At 63.5% G+C, this 26111-nt stretch carries 26 protein-coding genes, 1 pseudogene and 1 riboswitch; of the genes and pseudogenes, 5 read left to right on the top strand and 22 right to left on the bottom strand.

Annotated features, from left to right (window positions below; translation table 11 throughout):
* Positions 1 to 51: 51 nt before the first annotated feature.
* On the bottom strand, positions 52 to 696 hold the full coding sequence (locus tag ACGLHR_RS16350) for an amino acid ABC transporter permease (protein ID WP_400095189.1): 645 nt from the start codon (positions 694 to 696) through the stop codon (positions 52 to 54).
* Between the two features lie 66 nt (positions 697 to 762).
* Positions 763 to 1446, bottom strand: a complete 684-nt coding sequence (locus ACGLHR_RS16345) for an amino acid ABC transporter permease (protein ID WP_267604954.1) — start codon at positions 1444 to 1446, stop codon at positions 763 to 765.
* 304 nt (positions 1447 to 1750) lie between these two features.
* Between ACGLHR_RS16345 and ACGLHR_RS16340 the strand changes: the two genes are divergently transcribed.
* On the top strand, positions 1751 to 2797 hold the full coding sequence (locus tag ACGLHR_RS16340; RefSeq protein WP_400095187.1) for a GntR family transcriptional regulator: 1047 nt from the start codon (positions 1751 to 1753) through the stop codon (positions 2795 to 2797).
* A 17-nt stretch (positions 2798 to 2814) separates the two neighbouring features.
* Here the strand turns inward: ACGLHR_RS16340 and ACGLHR_RS16335 are convergent, their stop codons facing one another.
* The 3 genes from ACGLHR_RS16335 to ACGLHR_RS16325 all read right to left on the bottom strand — a co-directional run bounded on the left by ACGLHR_RS16335 (position 2815) and on the right by ACGLHR_RS16325 (position 5027).
* Positions 2815 to 4296 (bottom strand): M81 family metallopeptidase, encoded by a 1482-nt coding sequence (locus ACGLHR_RS16335; protein WP_400095185.1) that lies wholly within the window; start codon positions 4294 to 4296, stop codon positions 2815 to 2817.
* A gap of 72 nt (positions 4297 to 4368) precedes the next feature.
* Positions 4369 to 4791, bottom strand: coding sequence for a type II toxin-antitoxin system VapC family toxin (locus ACGLHR_RS16330; protein WP_400095183.1), 423 nt, complete (start codon positions 4789 to 4791; stop codon positions 4369 to 4371).
* Positions 4788 to 5027, bottom strand: coding sequence for a FitA-like ribbon-helix-helix domain-containing protein (locus ACGLHR_RS16325; protein ID WP_267604950.1), 240 nt, complete (start codon positions 5025 to 5027; stop codon positions 4788 to 4790). Before ACGLHR_RS16325 ends, ACGLHR_RS16330 begins: the two co-directional genes overlap by 4 nt.
* A 119-nt stretch (positions 5028 to 5146) precedes the next feature.
* Here ACGLHR_RS16325 and ACGLHR_RS16320 point away from each other — a divergent pair, with 119 nt between their 5' ends.
* The gene (locus ACGLHR_RS16320; RefSeq protein ID WP_400095181.1) at positions 5147 to 5650 is read left to right on the top strand and encodes an amidohydrolase family protein; all 504 of its coding nucleotides are present in this window, start codon (positions 5147 to 5149) and stop codon (positions 5648 to 5650) included.
* 103 nt (positions 5651 to 5753) lie between these two features.
* On the opposite strand, the gene ACGLHR_RS16315 is transcribed toward ACGLHR_RS16320, so the two are convergent.
* The 16 genes from ACGLHR_RS16315 to ACGLHR_RS16240 form a co-directional block, all read right to left on the bottom strand.
* A complete protein-coding gene (locus ACGLHR_RS16315; protein ID WP_318231287.1) occupies positions 5754 to 6089 on the bottom strand; it encodes a nucleotide pyrophosphohydrolase in 336 nt (111 codons plus the stop codon).
* A gap of 92 nt (positions 6090 to 6181) precedes the next feature.
* Positions 6182 to 7453 carry a DUF445 domain-containing protein gene (locus tag ACGLHR_RS16310; RefSeq protein WP_400095180.1) on the bottom strand — a complete coding sequence of 424 codons (1272 nt, stop codon included), beginning with the start codon at positions 7451 to 7453 and terminating at the stop codon, positions 6182 to 6184.
* Positions 7454 to 7682: 229 nt separating this feature from the next.
* Entirely contained in the window at positions 7683 to 8813 is a 1131-nt protein-coding gene (locus ACGLHR_RS16305; protein WP_400095179.1) for an ADP-ribosylglycohydrolase family protein, read from the bottom strand.
* Positions 8814 to 8841: 28 nt separating this feature from the next.
* A riboswitch (SAM-I-IV-variant riboswitch) is annotated at positions 8842 to 8947 on the bottom strand.
* 64 nt (positions 8948 to 9011) lie between these two features.
* A complete protein-coding gene (locus ACGLHR_RS16300) occupies positions 9012 to 9317 on the bottom strand; it encodes a type II toxin-antitoxin system RelE/ParE family toxin (RefSeq protein ID WP_400095178.1) in 306 nt (101 codons plus the stop codon).
* Entirely contained in the window at positions 9317 to 9583 is a 267-nt protein-coding gene (locus tag ACGLHR_RS16295) for a type II toxin-antitoxin system ParD family antitoxin (RefSeq protein WP_400095177.1), read from the bottom strand. The genes ACGLHR_RS16300 and ACGLHR_RS16295 overlap by 1 nt, the downstream gene beginning before the upstream one ends.
* Positions 9584 to 9694: 111 nt before the next feature.
* On the bottom strand, positions 9695 to 10225 hold the full coding sequence (locus ACGLHR_RS16290) for a helix-turn-helix domain-containing protein (RefSeq protein ID WP_267606546.1): 531 nt from the start codon (positions 10223 to 10225) through the stop codon (positions 9695 to 9697).
* Between the two features lie 157 nt (positions 10226 to 10382).
* Positions 10383 to 11681, bottom strand: coding sequence for a M20 family metallo-hydrolase (locus ACGLHR_RS16285; RefSeq protein WP_400095176.1), 1299 nt, complete (start codon positions 11679 to 11681; stop codon positions 10383 to 10385).
* 50 nt (positions 11682 to 11731) lie between these two features.
* Positions 11732 to 13021, bottom strand: a complete 1290-nt coding sequence (locus ACGLHR_RS16280; protein ID WP_400095174.1) for an amidase — start codon at positions 13019 to 13021, stop codon at positions 11732 to 11734.
* A 12-nt stretch (positions 13022 to 13033) separates the two neighbouring features.
* The gene (locus ACGLHR_RS16275; RefSeq protein ID WP_400095173.1) at positions 13034 to 13759 is read right to left on the bottom strand and encodes an ABC transporter ATP-binding protein; all 726 of its coding nucleotides are present in this window, start codon (positions 13757 to 13759) and stop codon (positions 13034 to 13036) included.
* Positions 13756 to 14541 (bottom strand): ABC transporter ATP-binding protein, encoded by a 786-nt coding sequence (locus ACGLHR_RS16270; RefSeq protein ID WP_267604944.1) that lies wholly within the window; start codon positions 14539 to 14541, stop codon positions 13756 to 13758. The genes ACGLHR_RS16275 and ACGLHR_RS16270 overlap by 4 nt, the downstream gene beginning before the upstream one ends.
* On the bottom strand, positions 14538 to 15704 hold the full coding sequence (locus ACGLHR_RS16265) for a branched-chain amino acid ABC transporter permease (RefSeq protein WP_400095172.1): 1167 nt from the start codon (positions 15702 to 15704) through the stop codon (positions 14538 to 14540). The genes ACGLHR_RS16270 and ACGLHR_RS16265 overlap by 4 nt, the downstream gene beginning before the upstream one ends.
* 13 nt (positions 15705 to 15717) lie before the next feature.
* Positions 15718 to 16647, bottom strand: a complete 930-nt coding sequence (locus tag ACGLHR_RS16260; RefSeq protein WP_400095170.1) for a branched-chain amino acid ABC transporter permease — start codon at positions 16645 to 16647, stop codon at positions 15718 to 15720.
* A gap of 128 nt (positions 16648 to 16775) precedes the next feature.
* Positions 16776 to 17951, bottom strand: a complete 1176-nt coding sequence (locus ACGLHR_RS16255) for a branched-chain amino acid ABC transporter substrate-binding protein (RefSeq protein ID WP_318231296.1) — start codon at positions 17949 to 17951, stop codon at positions 16776 to 16778.
* A gap of 341 nt (positions 17952 to 18292) precedes the next feature.
* Positions 18293 to 20635, bottom strand: a complete 2343-nt coding sequence (locus ACGLHR_RS16250; RefSeq protein WP_400095168.1) for a TOTE conflict system archaeo-eukaryotic primase domain-containing protein — start codon at positions 20633 to 20635, stop codon at positions 18293 to 18295.
* Positions 20628 to 21164 (bottom strand): hypothetical protein, encoded by a 537-nt coding sequence (locus tag ACGLHR_RS16245; RefSeq protein WP_400095167.1) that lies wholly within the window; start codon positions 21162 to 21164, stop codon positions 20628 to 20630. The genes ACGLHR_RS16250 and ACGLHR_RS16245 overlap by 8 nt, the downstream gene beginning before the upstream one ends.
* A 270-nt stretch (positions 21165 to 21434) precedes the next feature.
* A complete protein-coding gene (locus ACGLHR_RS16240) occupies positions 21435 to 21665 on the bottom strand; it encodes a hypothetical protein (protein WP_400095166.1) in 231 nt (76 codons plus the stop codon).
* A gap of 454 nt (positions 21666 to 22119) precedes the next feature.
* Between ACGLHR_RS16240 and ACGLHR_RS16235 the strand changes: the two genes are divergently transcribed.
* From ACGLHR_RS16235 to ACGLHR_RS16225, 3 genes are all read left to right on the top strand, one after another.
* Positions 22120 to 22797 (top strand): DUF433 domain-containing protein, encoded by a 678-nt coding sequence (locus tag ACGLHR_RS16235; RefSeq protein WP_400095165.1) that lies wholly within the window; start codon positions 22120 to 22122, stop codon positions 22795 to 22797.
* On the top strand, positions 22794 to 23222 hold the full coding sequence (locus ACGLHR_RS16230; RefSeq protein WP_400095164.1) for a DUF5615 family PIN-like protein: 429 nt from the start codon (positions 22794 to 22796) through the stop codon (positions 23220 to 23222). Before ACGLHR_RS16235 ends, ACGLHR_RS16230 begins: the two co-directional genes overlap by 4 nt.
* A 434-nt stretch (positions 23223 to 23656) precedes the next feature.
* Positions 23657 to 24001 (top strand): hypothetical protein, encoded by a 345-nt coding sequence (locus ACGLHR_RS16225; RefSeq protein WP_400095162.1) that lies wholly within the window; start codon positions 23657 to 23659, stop codon positions 23999 to 24001.
* Positions 24002 to 24160: 159 nt separating this feature from the next.
* On the opposite strand, the pseudogene ACGLHR_RS16220 reads toward ACGLHR_RS16225, so the two are convergent.
* A pseudogene (locus tag ACGLHR_RS16220) lies at positions 24161 to 26035 on the bottom strand (phosphocholine-specific phospholipase C); the annotation flags it as partial.
* Positions 26036 to 26111: the final 76 nt, after the last annotated feature.

The following is a 26111-nucleotide window of genomic DNA, read 5'->3' as shown; positions in this document are numbered from 1 at the left end:
GTGTTTCCCGCTGATTCGGGTCCGCTCTCACAGCCACATTCAAACCCGCATTCAAACCCGCTTGAAGCGGCGCTCCAGCTTGTACGACAGCGTCGACAGCGGATAGCAGATCGCGAAATAAAGCACCGCCGCGATGGAAAACACCACGAAGGGCTCAAAGGTGGAGTTGTTCACCACCCGTGCCGAATAGGTCAGGTCGAAGAAGCCGATCACCACCGCGTACGAGGAGTTCTTCACGATCTGCACCAGGAAGCTCACCGTGGGCGCCACCGCGATGCGCGCGGCCTGCGGCAGGATCACGTGCGCCACGCGCTGCAGCGGTGTGAGCGCCAGGCACTCGGCCGCCTCCCACTGCGTGCGCGGCACGGCCTGGATGCAGCCCTTCCAGATCTCGGCCAGGTAGGCGCTGGAATACGCCGTCATGGCGATGCCGGCGGCCACCAGCGCGGGCAGGTCGAAGCCGCCCACGCTGATGCCGAAATACACCACGAACATGATCACCGGCAGCGGCACGCCCTGCACCAGCTGCACGAAGGCGCCGGTGACCATGCGCAGCACGCGGCCGCCGCGGCTGCGCGCCAGTGCCAGCGGCAGGCCCACCAGCGCGCCGCCGACAAAGCCCATGGCTGACAGCAACAGCGTCCAGCCGGCGCCGCGCAGGATGAACAAGACTTGATCCAGGGAAAGGCTGGACATGATGCTTGGCTCCGCGTCGAAAGGAAGTAGGAAAGTAGAAGAAGGGAAAAGAGGAAGCGTGCGGAATCAGAGCGCCGTCTTCAGGCGCCGGCGGCGCGTGAAAGCGATGGCACCCACGCCCGCCATCGACAGCCGCAACAGCCACGACAGCACCAGGTACACCACGGCAATGACGATGTAGATCTCAAAGCCGCGGAACGTCTCCGACTGGATGCGGTAGCCCACCGCAGTGAGCTCTTCCGCCGAGATCTGCGACATGATGGAAGTGGCCAGCATCATCAGCACGAACTGGCTGATCAGCGCCGGGTACATGCGCTCCACCGCCTGCGGCAGCACCACCAGGCGCAGCACCTGCCAGCGCGACAGCCCCAGGCACGATGCGGCCTCCAACTGGCCGCGCGGCACCGACTCGATGCCCGCGCGCACGATCTCCGTGGTGTAGGCCGATACGTTGACCACCAGCGCCAGCACCGCCGCCGCCATCGCCGGCACGCGCACATGCACCGCCGCCAGCCCGAAGAACAGCCAGAACGCCTGGATCACCAGCGGCGTATTGCGAATCACATCCACATAGCCCGTGACGCAGCGACGCGCCCAGGCCGGGCCTTGCGTGCGCACCACCGCCAGCGCCGTTCCCAGCACAAAGCCAAGCACGATGGTCGCAACAGACATGCGCAGGGTCAGCCATGCCCCGTCGAGCAGTTCGCGCCAGTTGGCGGACAGGAAGCTGAAATCGAACTGGTAGTCCATCGGGGATGCGCCCTATCGCTCTTTTATGGGCAGCGCCGGCTTGGCCGCCACCCTGTCTCGGTGTTTTGTTCTCGTCTCGATGCGGCCTTGCGCCGGCATGGATCGAAATATATGACTATTGCCGACAAACGTCAATATATGGAGATACCCGTGTATCATATGTTCATGCGTTCACGCGTTCATGCGCCGCCCGATACTTGGCGCCATGCCGACGCCACGAGCGACGCACCCGACGAAGTACCTGACGAAGTACCTGACGAAATACCCAACACCACCCAAACCCGCCAACCGATCCGGAGACAACGTGCCGAGTCCATCGACGGCCGCGCGACAAGACAAGCGCACCGCCCCCTTCGCACTCATGCAGGAAGCCGACGAAGCGCAACGGCACGCGCCGATCTACGCCGTCATCGTCGAGCTGCTGCGCAAGGCCATCGTGGAAGGCTCGCTGGAGCAGGGCACGGTATTGCTGGAAGGCCATGTGGCCGAGATCCTGCGCTCCACCCGCTCGCCGGTGCGCCAGGCCCTGCGCGAGCTGGAAGCCGATGGCGTGGTCAGCCGCTTCGAAGGGCGCGGCTTCGTGGCCGGGCCCGCGGGCACCACGCCCCGGCGCATCCCGCTGGACCCCGCCATGCTGGGCGTGGACCGCGAGCCGGATGTCGCGCGCAAGACGCTGGGCTGGGAGGTGATCTACGACGAAGTGGAGCGCGACCTGGTGCACCTGTCGGTGTTCGGCCGCTATCGCGTCAACGAGATCGAACTGGCCCGCCACTTCAACGTGGGCCGGACCGTGGTGCGCGATGTATTGCTGCGCCTGGAAAGCCTGGGCATCCTGGAAAAAGACGAGCGCCTGCGCTGGGTCATCACGCCGCTGGACGCCAAGCGCATCCATGATCTCTACGAACTGCGCTCATTGGTGGAACCCGCCGCGCTGCGCGCCGCCATCGGCCACGCCGACCGGGCCGAGATCGAGCGGATGATCGGCGACCTGCACAAGGTGCAGCGCGTCTACCCCAAGGTCAGCCGCACCGCCATGGACAACCTGGAGCACGACCTGCACGTGCAGCTGCTCTCGCAGTGCCCCAACAAGGAATTGCTCAGCAGCCTGCAGCGCACGCGCTGCATCCTTACGCTAAGCAAGCACGTGCTGGGCGTCTCCACGCCGATGCCCGAAGCGGACCCGTTCATGTCCGAGCACATCGCCGTGCTGCAGGCCGCCGCCGATGGCGCGCCGCGCAAGGCCGCCGACCTGCTGCGCGACCACCTCGAACTATCCTGCGAGAAAGTGACCCGGCGCGCGGAACTGGTGCGCGAAACGTTCGCGCTGCCCGAGGTTTCGTATATCGCGTGAGCGGGTCGGGCAGCTGGCTACGCGGGCAAGGCAACGTCCGCCTCCAGCGGATACACCGGCCGCGCCAATCGCTGAAACGGGAACTGCGCATAACGCGAGCTCGTCACGCCGCCGCCATCGCACTCCACCACCGCTTTCGCGATTGGCACGAACACGGGCCGGCAATACATGCGCGACTTCAGCAGCAGGAAGCGCTGCGCCAGCGGATCCACGCCGATATGCGTGAAGATGCCCAGGTCCCAGTGCTCCTGCGGCGTCTCGGTCACCACCACCTGCGCCGCGCCGATATCGAGCAGCGCCGTGCGGCCCATGCGGATGCGCTCGCCGGTGTAGGTGGGGCCGCTGATCACGTATTCGCCGTTGCTGATGGCGGCCACCCGGCCGGTCAGCGTCAGCGGCGCGGGGTAGATGCCCAGCTGGGTCAGCGGCACCTTGTTGCCCACCGGCAAGGTCACGGTGGCATCCACGCCGGCCTCGATCATCGCAGCCACGGCCTGCGGGTCGCACACCGGCCCCACCGCGATGCCGGCCAAGCCTTGCCGCAAGGCCTCGCGCAGGACCTGCATATCGTCGCAGGTGCCGCCCGACATGCAGTTGTCGCCATGGTCCAGCAGCAGCACCGGCCCGTTGCCGGTTTGCGCGGCCAGTTGCCCGGCGCGCGCAATCGATTCAGCCAGCGGCTCGCTCTCATAGACAAAGCCCGCGCGCTCCGCCCAGATCTGCGCGGCAAGCTTGTCGGCTGCCGCCTGCGCCGCGGCCTGGTCGCCGTCGGCCACCACCAGCACGCTCAGGCAGGGCGCCGCGATATCCGCCAGCCCGAAGCCGGCCAGCACCGACACCGCCAGCATGCCATCGGCCTCGGCCTGCCTGGCCGCCGCCACCGCGCGCTGCATCGCGCCTTCGCCCGTATTGCTGCGCAGCGTGTGCGTGACCATCGGCAGGCGCCGCCAGGCCAGCGCGGGCCGCGTCTTTTGCTCGAGCATGCGCATCAGCAGGCGGCCGGCATGCTCGCCGGTTTCGTACATGTCCACGTGCGGGTAGGTCTTGAAGCTGACCGCGATGTCGGCATGCTCGATCATCTTCTGCGTGACATTGCCGTGCAGGTCGAGCGCGATGGCGATCGGCACGTCGGGCAGCACTGCGCGCAGCCGCTCGAGCAGGTCGCCCTCGCCGTCGTCGCTGTTCTCCGCCACCATGGCGCCGTGCAGGTCCAGCATCACCGCGTCGCAGCCGGGCGCCGCGTCGACGATGGCATCGCATAGCGCGGTATAGGCCTGCGCCGCAACGCGGCCGCTCGGGTTAGCGCCAGCCGAGACCGGCACCACGAACTCGGCACCCGCCGCCTCCGCCAGATCGATAAAGGCACCAATTGCCGTGCGCGTGTTCTTGCTGGCCCGATACGCCTGCTCCCCATAGTGCGGATGGAACGACGACAGCGGCGTCGGCACCGGCGAGAAGGTATTGGTTTCGTGGTTCAGTCTGGCGATCAGGATCTTCATGGCGGTGCGAGTGCTCCAGCATGGAAGTGGCCGGAATTGCCGGCCAGCATTGGGATGGGGGCTGCTGCGGACTTAAGCGTTGGCCCAGGGATTAATTATCTCAAGGCCAGCCGCCTCAAATGGGGCGGTATCCCGCGTCGCCACAGTCAGGCCATTGGCGGCAGCCGTGGCAGCGATATACCCGTCTGCGGTCGCGATCGCCATGCCCTGGGCCCTTGCTCGCGCGCGGATTTCCGCATAGGCACTCGATGCCGCGGCGTCGAATGACAGGATTCGGCCTGCAAACAATGGCAAAACGCGCCGTTCCAGGCTCGTTTGCAGGATCTCCCTACGCTTGCCCGCCGGCATCGCGGCGATACCGAAACGCAACTCCGCCAGACTGATCGCCGCCAGGTAGAGCGTTTCAATATTCTGCGCATCGATCCACGTTAGCACCGACGGATCGCCGACCGCCCTCAGCGGCTCGGATACGACATTGGTATCGAGCAGGATCATTCGAAGCTCAGCGGCTCAGTCGCGATCTTGTCGCGCTCGATCTCGAGATCGACGCCGCCGACCTCTCGGCCGATTTCGGCCAGTAGCGAACCCAGCTTGACGCGCCCCTCTGGATGCACGGCCTGCTCGAGAATGTCACGGATTTCCGCCTCGGTGCTGCGTCCATGCATCGCTGCGCGCACCCGCAGCGCGCGATGCACTTCGTCGGGTACGTTGCGAACGGTAATGACTGGCATACTTCACCTCATAGCAATGCTTTCATTGCATGCATTCTATAAATTTGCAGTCATTTTTGCAAACCTGCCCCCGTGGCCCCTTCCCTCTTCTTGCGAGCTCCCTGATGGGTAGGCTGCCCATGGGAGGCGACCAATATATCGTGGAAGGCTTGCGCGGCCGGAGTCAGTGGCCGCCCGCGACGCCTTGTTATGCCTATGGTGCGAAAAATCTCCGGCTCGACCAGCGAGACGCTTACCAGGCTGGCCTGGACCATTTCGCCATGGTGCCGGCCACGCTGGCCCATGACGACGCGCGCGCGAGCGCCTTGCAGGCGCTGCTGCGCTCCGGCAATGCATACATCAAGCTTTCCGCACCGTACCGGCTCGCCTGCGCAGGCATGCAGGGAGACGACGCAGCCCGCACCTGGGCTGCGGCTTTCCTTCGGGCTGCGCCCCGGCACGTGCTGTGGGGCAGCGACTGGCCACACACCGCGCGTGAACCGGGCAAGGCCGCGCACGATGTCAGTGCCTACCGCACGCTGCCGGAGGGAACGCTCGCGCGTTCCCTCCGGGACTGGCTTCCCACGGCTAGGTTCAGGCAGCAGGTCCTGGTGGAAAATCCAGCACGCCTGTACGCGTTCTGAACGAAGCGGGGGAGGCTAGCAGCCGCTGGCCTCCCCCTCCATCGTTCAGAAGAAACGCCGTAGCCCCAAAGGGCGGCGCCCTTGCCTTAGGCGCTTCGCTATCTCAAGCCGCGCCACCCGTCTTCGCCGGATACTTCAGCGCGTTCATTTCCATCTTGGCCTTCACCGCTGCATCCAGGTCCACATTCAGCGCGTTCAGCAACTGTGACAAGTAGATCGTGATATCCGCCAGCTCTTGCTCCACATGCTCGCGCTCGTCGGTGGACATGATCTCGCGCGCTTCGCCCTCGGTCTTCCACTGGAAGATCTCGACCAGCTCGGCCACTTCCACGCTGAGGGCCATGGCGAGGTTCTTGGGACTGTGATATTTGCCCCAGCCGCGCGCCTCGCCAAATGCGGCGGCGGCTTGCTGGAGGTTCTTGATGTCGATCAGGGTCATGATGGGTCAGCGCAGGAATCGGTACTGCGCGTATTGAACCACGCTTTGGCTCTGCGATCGGCATGACCATGACGTTCGGGAGCCGGGGTTCCCTAACGCCCCAGGAAGGCGGGAAATTGCGCCAGCAGGTAGAGCGCTGCGCCAATCAGCCCGCCCACGATGGTGCCGTTCATGCGGATGTACTGCAGGTCCTTGCCCACGTTCAGCTCGATCTGCCGCGACATGTCGCGCGCATCCCAGCTGCGGATGGTGTTGCTGATATGCCGCGTGATGAACTCCGCGAAGTCCGGCGCCATGTTGCGAGCCGCCTCGCGCAGGTGATCGTTCAGCGACGCGCGCAGGGACTCATTGCGCGCCAGCTCGGCGCCGATCCATTGGCCCGCCGCCACCACCTTCCGGTGCGTGGCGGAATCCTCGCACGCCAGGTCGCGCTTCAGCCAATCGCGCCACTCGGCCCAAAGCCCGCCGATGTAGGCATTCAGCGCCCCATCCTGCTTCAGGTGCGCTTTCAGTTCCTCGGCCTTGGCGTGGAACGACGCATCGTGCTTCAGCCGCGCGATCAGGCGCTGCACGGCTGCATCGAAGCGCTTGCGCAGTTCATGATTGGCATCCTCTTCAATCTGGGTCAGAACGCGGCTCAGCGCCTCGGAAATCAGGTCCGCGCCATTGCTCCCGATCCACTCGGTGGGAAGAAGCCGCTCCTTCATCGGGTGATCGCTCTTCAGCCACTCCACGATCCGCTCCGAGATAAAGGCGCGCGCGGAAGGCTCGTTGAGCAAGGCGATCAACTGCGCGATGGTCTCATCAAGCAGCGCCTGGTGCCGATCGTTCTTGGTCAGGCTATCGAGAATCGTCGCCGCGGACTCCGACAGATCGACCTTGTCGATCATCGTATCCACCGCCCGCTTCAACAGCGACTGGATGTTCCGCTCGTCCATCACATCCAGCATGCCGCTTGCGAACGTCACCACCATGTCGCCGATCTGCCGCGCGTTGGCGGCGGAATCCAGCCACTGGGTGACCACCAGCGCCGGATTGTGCCGCTCGATCAGCGCGACCACGGACTGCACATCCAGGAACTTCTCCTTCACGAACACCGCAAGGCCATCCGCAATATCGTCCCGCTTGCGGATGATGATGTTGGTGTGGCGTGCAAAGCCCGGCAACGGAATCCGCCGGAACAGCGCCGCCACGGCAAACCAGTCCGCCAGCCCGCCAACCAGCGCCGCCTCCGCCGCCGCCCGCACGCCATCCGTCAGCGGCACGCGCGGCAGGAGGATGGTGGCCACGAAGACGGCAAACGCGAAAAGCAGCAAAGCCAATGCCTTACGCTTTGCGACCCTGAGTTCTTCTTCATGATTCATGGGATCGGCGATTTAAAGTTGGTTCATGGGACTTCGGCGTTGGTCGATTCCTCGCTGGGCTAGTCGGCTCTGCGTTGTCGTGCTCCCCTCTCCCGCGTGCGGGAGAGGGGTTGGGGGAGAGGGCGGGCATTCGCAAGAGCGAGGCGCATCACGTTGCGCAATCGCCCGCCCTTTCCCCCGGCCCCACTCCCATTTCATCGGAGAAGAGAAAACCGAAGCACCCAATAATTCAAAGCCCAGGATACTTCGTCCAGATCCGCTGAACCAGTTCCCCGTCCGCCGAATCGATGCCCACGTCCCACTCAGGGAACACGCTCAGGTCGTCAGCAAGCTCGGTGATCACTTCACGCAGCTCCAAAGGCGCCAGCCACTCCGGCGGGATCGCCTCCACGCCAAGCAGCGTGCCCAGCAGATTGCCCGTGATGGCGCCAGTCGAATCCGAGTCGCCATCATGGTTCACCGCCAGCACAACACCATGACGGAAATCACGCGCGACCAGCGCGCAGTAGACGGAGATCGCCAACGCCTCCTCCGCCACCCACCCCTCACCCAGCCGCGCAATAGCGTCATCATGCGCCACGCCAGAGACAGCCAGCGCCTGCGCGTGGATGATGGCCAGCAGCGTCTCCTCGTGATCCGGCTGTGCGGACAGGCACGCCTTGGCGGTCGACAAAGCAGCGGGCAACGCCGCACCGTCGGCCAGCTCGCGGATCAACACGGCCAGGACGCCGCCCGTCAGCGATCCGCTTGGATGTCCATGGGTAAGCGCGGCCAGCTCCGCTCCCAGGTCAAAGGCATCCTGAGGGGATCGCTGCACGGGCCGCCGCCACACAAACAGGCCGGCCGGCGCCACACGCATCACGCCGCCGCAGCCCTTGCTGTCGTTGCGCGCGGGCTCTCCCGGCTTGAGCATGGCCTCCAGCGCCGACAAACAAGTGTTTCCCGGCGCGCGCCGGCTGTGCAGCGCCGCCTGCTGGTACAGCCATCCCGGCTTGTCCGACAGCACGTCGCGATGGAACGCAGGCTGGATCCCCTGCGTCAGCAACCAGCGCAGATAAGCGCGCGAGACCACGCAAGGAACACTGCCGATGCCCCGGCTTGCGCCGCGCACCCATGCCCGCAGCAAGCCCTCCGCCGTGAACAGCGTCATCTGCGTGTCATCGGTGATGGTGCCGATGCCGCCGTAGGCGGGGGCGTAGCCGGTGATGCCGTCTTTGCCGAAGCGCTCGCGGATCTCCGCTAGCGACAGGAACTCTACGGGAGCGCCCAGTGCGTCGCCCACAGCGCCGCCGAGCAGGCAGCCCTGGAAGCGGCTGCGTGTGATATCGCGATCAATGACTGTGACTGAGGCAGAAAACAAAAAACCCTCCGTGCAAGGAGGGTCGACGCATGGCCCGTTTGGTTGCTCCGCAAGGAGCCACATCCGCTTTCGCGATCCACCTTGCCCGGGAAGGCAGGTTGGCTTGGGCGTCGACCCAAATCAGAATGTGGGCGGATTGGAACATGGGGGGTTGGGGGGTGTCAAGGGTGGGGGCGGGGCGGGATCGGCCCGGGCAAGCTACACCTCTGGTTCGCCGGAATCAAAGATTGTCGGGAAATCGCGGGCGCCGTGCAGGACACGGATAACAGTCACTTCGTCACGGCCGGCCGCGAAAAAGATCACGTAGTTGCCGTAAGAGCAGGAGCGGATATCACTACCCAGCTCGGCGCGGCGGCGATATCCCCGAGCATTGCTGGCGATCCGTCGGCATTGCTCGCGCAGCTCCACGGTGAAAGTCAGCGCACGCTCAATGTTGTCCGCTGCAATGTAATCGGCAATGGCTTCCAGATCCTGCTCGGCCAGCGGCGTGATCGTGAGCCGCATCAGCGATGTTTGCTTTTGTCAGAGGACCGATACTTGGCCTCGAGCCTGGCAAAGACTTCTTCAGCAGGCTTAGGCGCGCCACTCGATCTACCCGCAGCGATCTCCGCCCGCAACGCTTCCAGTTCCAACTGGTTGCGCTGTTCCTGCTGCTCAAGCAATCGCAGGCCTGCGCGCACCACCTCGCTGAGATTATTGAAGCGTCCGCTTTGCACCTGTTCACGGATGAAGGTCTCGAAGTGACTGCCAAGGGCAACGCTGGTTGGCATGTTGGCGCTCCTAACTGTTAACAACAGTTATTACAGCAGGCTCAGCAGGCGCCGTCAACGTGACTCGCCAGCTTGAGGCGTGTGCGTGAGGAAATACCTGTACGAAGGCAGTCAGAACGTTGCCGGCGAATTGACCCACAACACCCGCGCCACGCCCGTGCCGACGTTTCGGTAGCCGTGCGGCACGCTGCTCGGGAACGTGAAAGCATCGCCCACGCCAATCGTGTAGCTCGTATCGCCCAGCGTCAGCTCAAGCGTGCCTTCGAGCACATAGCCGACTTCCTCGCCGACGTGCTCGATCTGCCCATCGCTGGCTTCGCCCGGCGACACAATGTGGATGTTGGCCTGCAGCAAGCCGCCGCGCTTGGCCAGCACCAGGCGCTCCAGCGCGATGCCGCCGGCCTTGATGACCGGGCGCTCGCCCTGGCGCTTGATCGGGCTTTCGCTTGGGTTGTCCTCGCTCGTCAGCGCGGCGATATTGGTGTCCAGCGCCACCGCGAGCCGGTGGAGCATGGCGAGCGACGGGGAGGCGAGGCCGCGCTCCAGCTTGGAGATCAGGCTTTCCGAGCAGCCGGCCTTCTGCGCCAGCTGCAGCAACGTGTAGCCGGACACCAGGCGCGCATGGCGCAGCCGCACGCCCAGGCTGGCGGCGGGCGTCTTCTTGTCGTTCTGGAGGTTCGGGTCGCTTTGATCTTTTGGATCGTTCTGGTCAACCGCCAGGGCGCTTTTGGCTTTCAAATCACGTTCCGTGCAAGACAAGTTGAAGATGAAGAACCCGGGCTATTGGGGCCATTGGGGGCTATTGGTTTGCGAGCGCGGCCACCGTATAGGCCAGCGCCTGCGCACCAAGGAACAGCTCGTGCGGCGCGGTTTCCTCTGCTGCGTTATGGCTGATCCCGCCTTTGCTGGGCACAAAGATCATGGCCGTTGGGCAATGCTGCGCCAGGTACATGGCATCGTGGAACGCGCCGGACGTCAGGTGCAGCGGCTTGCCCTGCGATGCCTGCTCGCTGGCCCGCGCACAAGCCCGCTCGATCAGGTTCAGCATGGCTGCGGGGAAGTGCGTGGGCGGGCGGCGGAAAAAGCATTCGTACGTGATACCGCCCTGGCGCGGCCGAGCCTGCGCGATCACGGCATCCAGCTTTGCCTCGAAACGCTCCAGCACCGCCTCATCCACGCAGCGCACATCGATCGTGAATTCTACCTTGCCGGGAATCGTGTTGACGGAGTTGGGGCCGACCTGCCAGCGGCCCAGCGTCAGGCGCATCTGGCTGGCGGCCTCGGCGGCGGCGTAGGCGTAGGCGTACAACGGGTGGGCAATGCCGACCGCGGTGGCCATGGCATCGCTACGCTCGTCCATGGGCGTGGTGCCCGCATGCGCCATCATGCCGGTGCATTCCACGCGGTACCACCGCACGCTCTGGATGCCGGTGACCACGCCCAGCGGTACCGCTGCGCGCTCCAGCACCGGGCCCTGTTCGATGTGCAACTCCACGCAGGCCGACATGGGCCGTTGCATCGGGCGGCGCGGCACATCATCCGTGGCGGCAAGCGCCGCGTCCAGCGCATCGCCAAAGCGGACGTTGGCGCCGTCCACCGACGCGCGATACGCCGGCAGGCAGGCCGGATCCACAAACGCGCTCGACCCCATCGCGCCGGGGCCGAATCGGCTGCCTTCCTCGTTGGTCCATGCCACCACTTCGATCGGGCGCAGCGTTTCGATACCGGCGTCGTTCAGGGCGGCAATGACTTCCAGGCCGGCCAGCACGCCGTAGGCGCCATCCAGCTTGCCGCCGACCGGCTGCGTGTCGGCATGGCTGCCGGTCAGCACGGGCGGAAGATCGGCTTTGCCCGGGCGGCGGAAGAACAGGTTGGCGCAATCGTCCGTGCTCACCTCGCAACCCAGCGCGCGCGCCTGCTCGATCAGGTAGCGCCGCGCGGCAAGATCGATATCGGTCAGCGTTTCACGCGAGACGCCGCCATCGTCGCGTCCGCCGAAAGCAGCCAGCCCTGCGATGGCTGCCTGCAAGCGGCCGTTGTTGACATGGTCCTGCGCCTGTTCTGCCGCGTGCTGCGCCAGTTGCTCTTGTTGAGTCAATCGATTCTCCTGGGATTCGGGTCTGTCACATCACGTCACATCGCGTCACATCAAGCCACGCTGCGCTCAAGGACATGCGCCGCCGCCAGCACGCGCGCATCGCCCCGGTGCGGGCCGATCAGCGTCACGCCCACCGGCATGCCATGCGCACCCGTGCCGGTGGGCACATGGACGCAGGGATTGCCAAGGAGCGTCCACATGCGGTTGAAAATGGGATCGCCCGTGGCGTCCAGGCCGGCGGGGGCCTCGCCCTGCGCGCTTGGTGCCAGGACGATGTCGACGGCGCCGAACCTCTGTTCGAAGGCCCCGCGCGCGGAACTGGCAAGCGCTTGCGCGGCAAAGAAGCGGCTGCCGTCGATGCCCCGGCCTGCCGCCAGCAACGTAGCAAAGCCGCTGCTGAAACCATCCGGCCGCGCGCGCATTTCCGGCGCGAAGGCGGCGGCGGCTTCGTAGGCCATGATGTCGATCTGGGCCTGCGTCAGTTCGTCGAACTCAGCGGGTAGCATCAGGTCGCTCAACACGGCGCCCTGGCCCTCGAGCAAGCGCGCGGCTGCATCGAGCGCGCGCCGGCTGTCATCCCCCGCACGCTCCCAGTGCGGCGTGCGGCAAATGCCAACGCGCAATGGCCGCGCCTGCCCGGTCTCCTGCGGCGTGAGCGGCAAGCGCGCCAACGCCCCGATAAAGAACGCCGCATCGTCGACCGAGCGCGCCAGCACGCCCACGGTATCCAGGCTGGGCGCGAGGGACTTGATGCCGGCCGACGGCAGCGTGCCGTAGGTTGGCTTGTAGCCCACCACGCCGCAATAGGCTGCGGGGCGGATGATGGACCCGGCGGTCTGCGTGCCGAAGGCAATGGGCACCATGCCCGCGGCCACCGCCGCCGCCGACCCGCTGGACGATCCGCCCGGCGTGCGCGGCGCATCGGCAGGGGCGCGCGGGTTGCGCGTCGGTCCCGGCTGGAAGGTCGCGAACTCGGTGGTCACGGTCTTGCCCATCACCATGGCACCCGCAGCGCGCGCCATCGCCACGCAGGCAGCATCCATGCCGGGCCGATGCCCCGCGTAGATCGGCGAGCCGTAGGTGGTCGGCATGTCGGCGGTGTCCATCAGGTCCTTCACGCCGATGGGCAAACCATGCAACGCGCCCCTCGCAGGCCCGGCATCCAGCCACCGTGCCTGCTCCAACGCTTGCGCCGCATCGAAATGCTGCCAGGCCAGAATGCCCGCCTCGGCGGCTTCGATGCGCTCGATATACGCGCGTACCAGTGCCTCCACGCTGAGTTCGCGCCGCGCCATGCGCGCCGCCAGCTCGCGCGCAGGCAATGCCAGGAAATCGTTCATGTCAGTTCTCCGTCAGCCAAAATACGCCGAGCGCACTTCGTCGTTGCTGGCCAGCGCCTCGGCCGTGCCCTGCGCCACCACGCGCCCCTGCGACAACACATAGCCGTAGTGCGAAATCGCCAGCGTCTGCCGCGCATTCTGCTCGACCAGCAGCACGGTGATGCCGAGCGCGTTGATCTGCTTGATGACCTTGAAGTTCTCTTTCACATACAGCGGCGACAACCCGAGCGACGGCTCATCGATCACCAGCAGCTTGGGCTCCGCCATCAAGCCCCGGCCAATCGACACCATCGCCTGCTCGCCACCCGACATCGTCCCCGCTAGCTGCGCAGCGCGCTCCTTCAGGCGCGGAAAGATATCGTAGACCTTGGCCAGCCGCTCACGCACCCGCGCCGCATCGGTCTCCAGGTAGGCCCCCAGCGCCAGGTTCTCCGCCACCGTCATGCGCGGAAAAATCTTGCGGCCCTCCGGAATGCAGGCAATGCCGGTGGCAATGATGTTGTGCGTCTTCTCGCCGGCAAGGTCCTTGCCATCCCACAAGACCTGGCCCTGGCGCGGCGGCGTGAGGCCGAGGATGGCACGGATCAGCGTGCTCTTGCCCGCGCCGTTGGCGCCGAGGATGCAAGTGATCTTGCCAGGGGCCACGTCGATGGAAACGTCGTGCAGCACGTTGACCTTGTCATACCCGGTGGTGAGCCCCTTTACGCTGAGCGTGCCGGGGCAATTGAGCGTGCTCATGCGGCTTCCTCTCCAAGGTAGGCGGTCTGCACATTGGGATCGGCGGTGATTTCCGTGTAGGTGCCTTCGGCGATCTTCTTGCCGTAGTTCAGCACCACGCAGCGGTCGGTAATGCGCTCGATCACATTCATCTCATGCTCGATCAGCACCACCGACAAGTTGGGCAGCTTGCCGCGCACATCCAGGATGTCGCTCATCAGCGCATGCGTTTCGTCATGGGTCATGCCGGCGGAAGGCTCGTCGAGCAACAGCAGGCGCGGCTGGCTCATCAGCGCGCGGCATACCTCGATGCGGCGGCGGTCGATCATGGTGAACGTCTCCACGGGCTCGAACAGCCGCGCCACCAGCGGCGGGCTGAAGATATTCAGCAGCGCCTTCACCTTTTCCACATAAGCGTCGTACTCCGCGCGGAAAGCCTTGCGCCGGAACAGGTTGAACACCAGCCCGTGCTGCATATGCTGGTAGTCGCCGATGACAATGTTGTCGAACACGGTGAGCGGCAACGACAAGCGCGAGCGCTGGAAGGTCCGCGCCACGCCGCTGCGATAGATGTCCTGCGGCGTCTTGCCGATGACGTTCTCGCCGTTGTAGGTGATGGTGCCGCTGCTCGCCTTGTACAGGCCAGTCAGCACATTGAAGAAGGTCGTCTTGCCGGAACCGTTAGGGCCCAGCAGCCCGAGGATCTCGCCCTCGCGGATCGTCATGTTCAGGCTGTCCAGCGCCGTCAGGCCGCCGAACCGCATGGTCAGGTCCCTGACTTCGATCATGGTCTTGTCGCTCATCGCGAAGTCTCCCGGCCAAAGAACAAGCGCGTCTTGCGCGGCAGCAGCCCGTCAGGGCGGAACAGCAGGATCGCAATCACCAGCGCCGCATAGAACAGGAAACGGTACTCCTGGATGAACTGCAGCTTCTCCGGCAGCACCAGCACGATGATCGCCGCCGGGATCAGGCCCACCGCATTGCCCAGCCCGCCCAGGATCACGATCGACAGCATCAGCAGGGAATCGGAGAACGTGAAGTTGTTCGGCGCCACGAAGCCGGTGATCATCCCGTACAGGCTGCCCGCGATGCCCGCGAAGAAGTTGCCCAGCATGAAGGCCACCACCTTCCAGCGCGCGATATGCAGGCCGAACGTGGCGGCAGCCGTCTCGTCCGTGCGCACCACGTCCATGCTCAGTCCCACCCACGAACGCTCCAGCGCCTTCACCGTCGCAAACACGCCGGCGCAGATGCCGAGGCTGATCAAGGCGTAGCTCACGTAGAACGACACGTCGACACCAGACACGGAAAAGCCGTCGTTAAGCGCGTAGCCAAAGATCGTCATGCCCGGCACCTGCAGGCCCTGCGGCCCGCCCAGCACGTCGTTGACCTCGATGAAGGTCTTGAACAGGATGCCGAAGGCAATGGTCACCAGCGCCGCATAGTGGCCGCGCGTGCGCAGCACCGGCGTGATCAGCATCGAGCCTACCAGCGCGGCGATGACGCCCGAGATCACGATGATCAGCAAATGCGGGATACCGGTGTGCGTGGCCATCACCGCGGTGGCATAGCTGCCGATGCCAAAGAACGCGGCGCCGGCAAAGTTGGCCACCCCCGAGAAACCGAACTGCAGCGTCAGGCCAAGGCAGGCCGTGGTGTACAGCAGCACCGAGCAGATCATCAGCAGCGCGAAGTGCGAGTCGTAAAACGCAGCGATCAGCGCCAGCGAGCCGCCCACCGCCCACAGGCGGGCCAAGCCGGGACGGCTGGCGCCGGCCTCCTCGAGCGAACGGTTGGCGCCCAGCTTGCGGCCAACGATGACGGCCACGATGGCAACGGCCAGCAAGATGCCCACGCTGAGTTGCGACTCCGCATGCAGGAACAACCCCATGTAGACGGTAAGCGCGATGCCGGCCAGCGCCAGCACCACGGCGGGATTAAGCTTGCTTGATTTGTGACGCTTCATGGTGTTCATGGTGTCAGACCCGCTCACTGGATTTTTCTGCGATCAGGCCGGTCGGCTTCCAGGCCATCAGCACGATCACGACGGCAAAAGCGAAGACGTCCTTGTACGCACTAGGGATATCCGGAATCAACGCGGGCAAGGTGGCGCTGCCAAGCACCTGCAGCGCGGCAAACAGGAAGCCGCCGAGGATGGCGCCGTAGATGTTCCCCAGCCCGCCCAGAATGGCCGCGGCAAAGCCGATCACGCCAAGCAGCAGTCCCACGTTGAAGTTGATCTCGTTGTAGTACAGCCCGTTCATCACGCCCGCCAGCGCGGCCATGCCCGAGCCCAGCGCGAACGTCATCAGCACCACCGCCTCGAAGTTGATGCCCATCAGCCGCGCCGTCTCGCCATCCTGCGCCACGGCGCGGATCGCCATGCCGAAACGGGTACGCGTAATCAGCAGGTGCACGCCGACGATGATCGCGATGCCGGTGGCCAGCAGGATCAGGTTGTCGGCACGCAGCGACAGGCTGCCCAGCTCAATGGAGGCCGTCGGCAGCAGCGCGGGGAAAGGCTTGGGGTTGGAGCCATCCGGATAGAACAGCCGCACGGATTCGCGCATCACCGTGCCCAGCATCAGCGTGGCCAGCAGCGTATTGAGCGGTGCCGCCTTGCGCAGCGGCAGGATCAGGAATTTAGCGATCGCCGCGCCCAGCAAGCCGGTCACGCAGATCGCGCACAGCACCACCGCCAGCAAGCGGATCCACGGCGACTGGATGTCCAGCATCAGCACGCCGGTGGACGCCGCCAGGCCGGCAAAGGCGCCGACCATCAACGTGTCGCCGTGCGAGAACTTGATCACGTCAAGCACGCCGAAAAACAGCGTAAATCCAACGGCGACCATGGCATAGATCATGCCGAGCATCAAACCGTTGAAAACGTATTGGCCAATCACACTCATCGAGTTCCCCTTCCCCTTCCCCATCCTGGCAAATAGCCAGACGCCACGCGCAGTCGGCCACGGGCCGCCGCGCCGTGCGGCCGCGGACCCGTGGGATCGTGCTTCAAGTGGTTTAGCGCTTCGGTGTTCTACAGGCCGGCGAGCTTCTTCTTGCCCTTGCCGTAGGTGCTGTCCTCCCAGATCACCCACTTGCCGTCCTCGACCACATACTTGGTCACCAGCGGCACGATGTTCTGGCGATGGTCATCGAACGTAACCTTGCCGATGATGGTGTCGGCATCCTTGGTCGCGTTGAGCGTATCGCGCACCTTCTTGCGATCCGGCCCCACCTTCTCCACCGCATCCATGATCAGGTTGGCCGCGGCAAACGCAAACGGACCATACGCCTCAGGCGGATCGCTGTACTTCTGCTGGGAATACTTGCCCGCGAAGAACAAGCCACCAGGCAGCTTCTCCCACGGCGCGCCCTCGATAAAGGCCAGCGAGCCCTCGGCCTGCTCCTTGCCCGTGCCCTGGATATAAGCGTCGGACTTGATGCCAGAAGTACCCTCGAACTGCGCCTTGATGCCCAGCTTCTCCATCTGCGTGCGGATGCGCACGCCCAGCGGTGTCAGGCCACCAAAGTAGACAACGTCCGGCTTCAGCTCGCGGATCTTGGTCAGCTCCGTCGTGAAATCCTGCTGGTCGGCCGTCACGCCGAAGGTACCCACCACGGTGCCCCCATCCTTCTTCAGGAACTCGCTGAAGTACTTGTTATGGCCTTTGCCGTAATCGGTCGTGTCATGGATGATCGCCCACTTCTTGTAGCCAAGGCCCGTCATGAACTTCGCGGCAACCTCGCTCTGGTTGATCATCGTGCCGTTGACGCGATGGATCTCCTTGAAGTTATTGCCGTAAGTGACATCCGGCAGCACCGCGCCCCACACCACGGCCGGCATGCCAAAGCGGTTGTACACGCCAACCGTACCCATCGCCACGGCCGAGCAGAAGTGTGTCACGCCCGCCACGATGCTCTTGTCGGCAGCGATCTTGGTGGCCACCTGCACGCCCACGTTGGGGCGGCACTCATCGTCCTGCGTGACCAGCTCATAGGTGTACTTGGACTTCGGGTCAGCATTGCGCAAGCGAACCGCCAGGTCGGCGGAGTTGCGCCCGCCCAGGCCAATGGACGACACGCCGCCAGTCAGCGGCCCCACGAAGGCAATCTTGACGACGTCCTTGGCTGCAGCCGGCGCGGACATCCCCGCCAACCCGGCCGAGGCCAGCAACATGGCTGCGGCAACTACGGTGTTCTTCTTGCGCACTCTCATCCCCTTCGACACGTGGACAAACGGTTGGTATTCAAGTAACTCGAGCAAAATTACATGTGCCTTTCTTAAAATTCAAGTTACTTGAATCTTGCGACGCAACAAGCGTGCCAGTCGTAGGCGGCATTTGGAGGGCAGGTCGGCGGGGGAAAAGCTCGTTGCGCGCAGGAATGGCGCGGGGGAGGCACGGTTGTGGTGCGGTGCCGCACCACAACCGTGGCGGCGAGAGGTTGTCAGACCCGGGATAACGGAAACTGGAACGCTTGCACAGGCCCCCCGGGCTCGCAAAGGCATGCGGGGGCATCGCCCGGGACGGGTCGTTCTCGTGGACTGGTCCCCTATGCTATCCGGTAGCCCATCGCTCGATATCCCCGCTGACGCTTTTCCCACATTCGCAACAGCGCCGTGTGCCCGCTATCAACGAAGTCAAAAATGCGCACGTCGGTCTTGGTAGCATGCTCGCGGTGCAATCGGCCAGCGTATTGCTGCAGCGTTCCCTTCCATGACACCGGCATTGCCAGCACCAGCGTGTCAAGCGGTGGATGGTCAAAGCCCTCTCCTACCAGCTTGCCCGTTGCTAACAGAATGCGCGGAGCATCCGGGGGCAGCGCGTCCAACTCGCCGACAACAGCCGCGCGTTGCTTCTTCGACATCCGACCGTGCAAAACGAAGAGCGTTGGCGCCTTCGCCTCGAGCACCGCCCGTATCGCGTCGAGATGCTCGGTGCGTTCGGTCAGCACCAGAACCTTTCGACCTTGCGCGAACGCGCTTTCGGCCTCGGCAGCAATCGCATCCGTTCTGGCTTGGGTCTGGGCAAGGTACCTGAACACATCCTGAATACCTGCTTCCGGCGGGAGGTCGATAGGGATACTCAGCGACCTCGGTATCACCTCAAGATCGTGTGGGGCACTGGCCGGCCGCGCTGCGGTGTACCGGATCGGTCCGCATTGCATGAAGATAATGGGCTGCTGGCCATCGCGGCGGATCGGGGTAGCGGTCAGGCCAAGCACGTACTTCGCCTTGACCTTACGCAGGATAGCGTCGATAGACGCCGCTCCAACGTGGTGGCACTCGTCGACGATAACGTGGCCGTAGTTCTCGACTAGCGAATTGACCTCATGCTGCCGCGAGAGCGATTGCATCACTGCGATATCGATCCTGCCGGTTGGCCTCGCTTTGCCTCCGCCAATAGTGCCCAGTACATCCTTGCCGACACCGAGGAAGACCTGAAGACGCTCCTGCCACTGCTTGAGCAACTCGGTGCGATGCACCAGCACAAGGGTATTGACACCGCGCCGCGCGATCATCGCGGCGGCCGTCACCGTTTTGCCGAAGGCGGTCGGCGCGCACAGAACGCCGGTATCTTGGTGCAGCATGGCAGCCACCGCTGTCTCCTGGTCCGGTCGCAGCACGCCTGCGAACTCCACCTCAAGCGGCTCGCCGTCATGTCGCTCGTCACGAAGATCGGCGCGGATGCCGTTCTCTCGAAGCAGGTCTTGCGCAGCGTCGAGGCAACCGCGCGGCAGCGCAATGTGCTGTGGATAGTTCTCCGCGCAGCCGATCACGCGCGGCTTGTCCCACACCGACATCCGCATGGCCTGCGCCTTGTAGAACTCCGGGTTCTGGAATGCAGCAAGCCGGATCAGGCGGTTCGCCAACGGCTGCGGCAACCGCGACTTCTCAAAGTAGACGAGATTCGCCAGCGTCACGACGAGGGACTCCGGCATCGGCAGGGTCAGCTTGCTCGTCGTGGGCGATGCCGATTTCCACGGTGTTCCCAAGTCCTCCTCGTCAATGAAAGTCACATCCAGCGGATGCGCTCCACCGGTGGCCAGCAGGATGGTGGGCTCTATGTCGTGCGGCGCCATCGTCCGGACAGAAGACAGGAAAGCCCACTGGTCCGCATAGGGATGTAAGTCTGCATCGACGAATACGCTGCAACCACTCTCCCGCGGCTTCTTCTGCAACGGCAAGGCAATCAGGTTGCCGAAGCCGCCCTTCGGCATCGTGTCCTGGTTCGGGAACAGCCGGTCATACGATTCCAGCTTCAGTTGCCGCGTGCGTGCGCAAGTGTGGCTGATGACCGCAGTACCCAAACGACGGGCATCGCGCGCCGAAACCTTGTGGGTGAAGAACACCCAGGCGTGAGCGCCCTGACCGGAGCGGGAGATTTCGAGAGCGACGGGTACACCCAGCTCGTCGCAGGACTGAACGAAGGCGCGCGCATCCTCCCGCCATTCGGCCTTGTCAAAATCCACGGCCAGGAAATAGCAAGTATCGTCCTCCAGCAACGGATAAACGCCTACGGTGTGCTCGCCAGCCAGGTGGTCGTAAATGACCGATTCCGATAGCGGGATCAGCAGACGGTTGCCGCAGTCCGAACACTTGATGCGTGGTTTGTCGCAAACCCCCGTTCGCCACTCGTTGGCGCAGGCCGGCGCGTAACCTGAACGTCCAGTGGTCTTACTTTCCCAACGAATCGGATAAGCATCGGTTCGTCCGCGGAACAGGCGGCGAAACAATGCGACCTTGTCGTCGGTGGATAGCCGTGAGGGTTCTGCTTCGGCAACCGGCTGCACCGGCACGGCAGGCAAGCGCCAGTCGATGCCGTGCTTCTGCAGCAGCGCAATCAGGCGAGCGTTTTCAGCCTGAAGCGCCGCTACGGGATCGCCCTCATCCATTGACGCCGAATTCCGCAAGGAGCTCGCTCACGCCGTAGCCAACGTCCCGGCAAAGGTCGCTTACAGCTTCAAGGCGCATTCTCAGCGGCTGCCGTTGCGCCTCAGGCAGATTTTCAATGGCGACCAAGGCATTCTCAAACATACGCACCAGCGCGTCCAGGTAGCCCTCATCGCCCAAACCGAATTCGCTGCTGAACCGCGCCCCGTGCTCGCAATAGAACACCATCAATTCGGCAAGCCCCTCGGGCTGCCCGATTGCCTTCTTGTAGTCCGAGATCCCCTTCTTCGCCTTGGCAACCGATATGTCCTGATTCTTGGACGGATCCGGGCAAATCCAACGAGCGATGATGATCTTGTAAGGCTTGAGCACGTCGTCGCCGAGCCCGAAGCGGGCGTGCAGGAATACCTGGTTGTCCGTGCTGGCCGCGTACATGTTGTCTTGCACCAGGCTCAGCAGGCCCGCACGGTCGAAGTCAGCTAGTTTTGCTCTGACATCGACCCAGGTGGTCGTGGTTCTCTTGGTAGCCATTTCAATCGATCTATTTATACGGTAGCACCGGCGCGGCTTCTCAGGGGCAGCCGTCAACCACCAGTTGACAACTGAATCCTAGACTAGATGCGGGCGCCTGAAGCGAGGATCCAACCAATTGCGGACGCCGATGCAGAACGGCACAGCAGTGTCCGCCCACGAGGTTTGGGTCCAAACCGGCGTTCTCACAAACGAACTTGCGATGCTCAATCCTAGCCCCGAATCTGAGCACGCCTGGCCCCAGCTTCAGCGGAACTTACGCAGACAACCTCATTCGCGTTTCGCATTCTCGTCGGGCAGAACAAAATGCTTCGTAAAGAGCCGCTCCGCTTCAGGGTACTTGCTCACAAGCCTGGCGAAAACCTCCGCCGCGGGCTTTGGCTCGCCACGGGAAATACCCGACGCGATCTCGGCATGCAATGCCTCAAGTTTCGCCGAATTGCGTTGCTGTGCACTGATGAAGGTCCCCACCTCATTGAGGAGGGCGGAACCGGTGGACATTTCAATTACCCTGACAGCTGAAAGCAACTATTGCAACAGGCTCCCCGCGGCACGTCAAGGCGACGGGCTGCGTGGCCGACTATTGAGAAGTCGGCGAGCCTCGCGATACCCCAGGCCCACATCACGTGCCATCGCCCCTGGGTTAGCCACAAGGTAGGCATTTTGATTCTCCTTCCACCTAACAAGAGTCACCAGTTGTTGCAGCAGGCACCCCCAGGGCACGCCAAGATGCAGAAGCGCCGAGGCTAACTTTCAGATTTCTCGTCGCTAGCCTCGGACGCAACCCACGTCATGATGCGAGCAAGGTGCGCAAATACATTACGCGGCACTTTTGCTAGCGTCAAAGGCTAAACGGCATGCAATTCCGTTCCTCAGGCCCCTGAACACCGCCTATAATTACTTCCTACCATTCGGAAATATTCTGATACGCAGGATCGATTGTGGGAGAGGGCTTATGCTGACCATTGAAAACTCTATCTCGGTGGCGGAAACCGCGTACATGGCCGACGTGACAGACAGGGACATAAACCGTCTCGTTGACGAGGCCATTCTGCCCAGGGTGTTGATTGTCCGGGGTGCTGGCCGGCGCCTGGCACCTCTCAGTGCACCGTTTGCCACGTTCTACTTCAAGACAAGTGAGGACCTCACCAAATCGGCTCGAATTCGAGTGATCTCGACGATCATCGAGCGCCTGGCCAAGCGATCAGACTTCGACCAGTTTCTGACCCTCAGCGAACGTCTGAAGAGCCTCGATTTTGACTGGAAGGTTTCAGAGCAATCCTGGTCGGTAGTCCTATCGCCCTTCGTGGACGCAGCCTATGAGCGCTCGGTCCGCTCCAATGAAGCAACGAGCCATGTCGTCGAAGATCTCGATGTCATGGGCGGGCTTCCATGCTTCTCCGGGACTCGCGTCCCGGTGGCAAACATCCTTGCAGCGCGCGGTGACGGTATGACAGTCGCGGAACTGAAAGGCGCCTATCCGTTCCTGACGGAGCGACTGATCGAGGACGCGGAGATCTATCTCAAAGCGCATCCGCGCCCCGGACGGCCGCGGCGTTTGACTGAGGCACATCCTGACTTGCGACTTGCAGCCGAAGCCTCCAGCGGGCCGGCGCGAGGGCACAACGGGTGACGGCAAGGTACCGGTTCCTGATCGACGAGTGCCTATGGCCAAATCTCGTTCAGCAAGCGGTTCGAAGAGGCCACTGGGACACGACCTGTGTTCGCGATCGCCACCTGCGTGGAATGAAGGACCATGAGTTAATCCGGTACGCGGTCGATCACGATTACACGCTCGTCACGCATAACGCCGCGGATTTTCGCGGGCCGCTCGGTGGACCACCAGGTGGTCACCACGCGCGGCAGCCATTGCATGCAGGACTGGTGTGTCTGAACTCCGTGAAAGCGATGACGCCTCTGCGACAGCAGAAGTTATTCGCGGTGGCAATGGATAAGGCCGAGAAACTCCCTGATCTAGTTAACAAGGCACTTGAGGTGTTCGAGGACGAGGTTGGCAACGTAACCACCAATGTCTATGACATACCCAGGCTGCTATAAGCGGACTCGTTCCCCACCGGCAGGCGAAATCTACGCTCGAAAACCAAGGGCGCACGGCGCTACGGCACACTCAGACTGCTCTGGGTCAAAGCAGCGCACTCGCGGCTCCTCCGGCGCGGATGAATGGTTGGCTTTGCGGGGCTACCACCTATCGCGCCTGCGCTCGCTAGGGTTACTCGAATCTCCATGACGACCGGGCCGGCATCCCTTGTCATTTTGTCGGCGGGAAGCCGAATCTCCCCTTGAGGATTCTGACCCTTGCGAGCGACCGCCGTCGATCGTGCTCCCGGGCCTTTTCGGCTTCCGCGTAAACCGCTGCACCCAATGTTCGGTTCCAAACAGATCGCTTCCTGCACATGAGAAAAGATAACAGTCACAAGGGGGAATCCGGCTGACAAGACCAGACCCCTCATAAGAAGGGGGGGGAAAACAGCATGCAACACCAAGCTGTACTAGCCGGAGTGATTGCAGCCTTCGCCCTGCTTGCCGCTACCGAAGCCCATGCGCAAATGCAGCAGCGGCAAAGCGAGGCAAGCAAGGCGGAAAAAATGTCAGTCTGCCAGTGCGTCGCCGACCTTCTGTTCATGGCCGCGCAACTACGCGACATGGGGGTGCCCAGGGACGATGTATTGAAGAGAGTGAGCGAGCTCGGCGGGGGCGACCTGATCTATCTCACGACCACCACCGAGGCTACGAACATTGCGTACGACATGCCAAAAATGTCGCCGGCGAAACTGAAGCAGCGTCACATCAACACGTGCAAGAAAAACATCCGGTAAAAGATGTACGGGCGGCTTGTGCATCGACAGCGACGATCTGAACACCGCCGGGAATGCGCAAACTGCCCGGCCAGTCATCGTCATCGAACCCAAGGGGGGGCGCTGGCGCTACCATCGCCCCCCACCTCAGCCACGCATCAAACGCCATGGCGCTTCGTGTCACACCCCAAGCGCCGGATCGCTCATGCTGCTGCGGCCGGTTTCGACATGCCCAGCCAGTCGCCTTCTGAAATCCACGTCTGAACTGACCGATACGGACAAGTCGTACCAGCCGTAGAACCGCCGCAGATCGATGTACAGGTCAAAGTTGTCGCCTGCGGGCACCGCTTGCTTGATGGTGGCCTGCGGGTCATAGGCGTTGACCACGGTGAACTCACAGCGCACGTCGCCCGGGTTTTTCAGACGCAGCCGGATGTTACCGTTGGCCACGTCGTATCCCTCCGTTACCTCCGGCATAGGACGCTCGCCCTTGATCAATGCGCCTGCAAGGGGCAGTCGGCCCGCGAAGCGACGCACGAAGCCGTTGGGCCCGTGCACCGTGAAGTCATAAACGCCGCCGGGGCTGGGCAGCAGCCGATCCGCGAGGCGCTTGCCCGCTTCAACCGTGTAGGCGCGCGGCGCTTCGAGACTATTTGCCGCATAGACCAGGAACGTTGCGCCGGCACGGCCCGTGTTGATGAACGCGAGCTGGAACTTGCCAAGCGACTCGTCCGGCCGCCCGCGAACGAATAACTCATAGGGGAGCGCGCGCGCCGGCCGCATGCCCGGCTCCTGCTTCGGCACCGCCTGGACTGCCGGGGGCAGCGGCACATAGTCGGGATGACGTAGCTGGTCGCGCGGCGCATAGGCGCTTGTGCCCCGCAATGCAGGGATGGTGTCGTTCGGATTGGCAAAATCGAAAGCAGCCGTCAGATCCCCGCAAATCGCGCGACGCCAGCGCGTGATGTTCGGCTCCGCCAGATCGTGATGGCGCCCAAAGCGCTTTTCGATGAAACGAATGATCGAGGTGTGATCGAAGACTTCCGAGCACACCCACCCACCCTTCGACCACGGCGACACGACGATCATCGGCACACGCGGCCCGACACCATAGGGCCCGGCCAGATTCTTGGCGTCCCCCGGGTAAATCTCCCCGGTCGTGTCTACCGTCGACAAGCCGTTCGCATTCGACGCCGGCGCGAACGGCGGCACCACGTGATCGAAGAAGCCGTCGTTCTCGTCGTACGTGACCAAGAGCGCGGTCTTGCTCCATACCTCGGGATTCGACGTCAGGACCTGCAGCACCTGATCGATGTACCAAGCCCCATAGTTGGACGGCCAGTTCGGATGCTCCGTGTAAGCCTCCGGCGCCACGATCCACGACACCTGCGGCAACGTGTTGTTTTGCACGTCGCGCTTCAGGATGTCGAAATAGCCCTCGCCTGCCGAGACGTTGGTGCCGGTACGAGCCTTTTCATAGAGCGGGCTGCCCGGCTGCGCGTTGCGGTACTGGTTGAAATAGCGCAGCGCGTTATCGCCGTAGTTGCCGATGTAGGCGTTGTCCGTCCAGCCCCAGAAGTTCTTGGCGTCCAGCCCGGTGCCGATGTCCTGATAGATCTTCCACGAGATGCCCGCGCGCTCCAGCACTTCCGGATAGGTCGACCAGCCGTAGCCAGCCTCCGCGTTGTCGATCACGGGCCCACCGCCGCTGCCGTCATTGCCGAGCCCGCCGGTCCACATGTAATAGCGGTTCGGATCCGTCGGCGTCATCCCGGAACAATGATAGGCGTCGCAGATCGTGAATGCGTCGGCGAGCTGGTAGTGGAACGGGATGTCCTGGCGTGTCAGGTACGCCATCGTCGTCGCTCCCTTGCTCGGCACCCATTGATCGTAGCGGCCACCGTTCCACGCCGTGTGCGTGGTATTCCAGTCGTGCGGCAGATCCTGCAGGAACTGCATGCCCAGGTCCGGCGCACTGGGCCGGAACGGCAACACATAACCAGCGCCCCCGGCGACCGGCTGGTACCACACCGGCTTGCCGTTGGGCAGCGTGACTTACATTCCGCACGTCGAGAACACAATTTGACGCGAATTTCGTTGCTAGCCTGGCGTCCGAAAGGCGTGCTCTGAG

The organism is Cupriavidus sp. CuC1 (assembly GCF_044627735.1).
In the GTDB taxonomy this organism is placed as follows: domain Bacteria; phylum Pseudomonadota; class Gammaproteobacteria; order Burkholderiales; family Burkholderiaceae; genus Cupriavidus; species Cupriavidus ulmosensis.
This window is presented reverse-complemented; position numbering and strand designations above follow the sequence as displayed.